The organism is Vogesella mureinivorans (genome assembly GCF_007644035.1).
Lineage (GTDB): Bacteria > Pseudomonadota > Gammaproteobacteria > Burkholderiales > Chromobacteriaceae > Vogesella > Vogesella mureinivorans.
The window spans coordinates 1-317 of the sequence record NZ_VMTV02001157.1 but is presented as its reverse complement, the minus strand read 5'-3'; the positions used below and the strand labels follow the sequence as shown (position 1 = coordinate 317).

Sequence of the window (317 nt, the reverse complement as noted above, 5' to 3'; positions counted from 1 at the left end):
TTCGCAGTTGCGTAGCCAGTTTAAGTGCTTGACCCTCTGCTGCTTCCCCCCGTGAAACTACATAGAAATCCAGCACCTTTGCTGGTGGCTGTTGCAGCTGTTGTAGCAAGATAATCAAGCGCTCCAAACCCATCGCCCAACCCACCGCAGGCGTACTTGGCCCGCCCAATTCTGCTACTAGCCCATCATAGCGACCGCCGCCACAGACAGTCGCCTGCGCTCCTAAGTCGTCGGAGACAATTTCAAAGGCCAGATGAGTATAATAATCCAAACCGCGCACCAGACGCGGATTTAGTTCGTAAGCGATTCCCAAATCA

The 317-nt window shown here is 53.3% G+C and carries 1 protein-coding gene; it reads right to left on the bottom strand.

Features of this window, described 5'->3' with window-relative positions:
- On the bottom strand, window positions 1-317 hold a 317-nt coding region (locus FLQ44_RS23300; RefSeq protein WP_206209157.1), incomplete at both ends, for an ATP phosphoribosyltransferase regulatory subunit.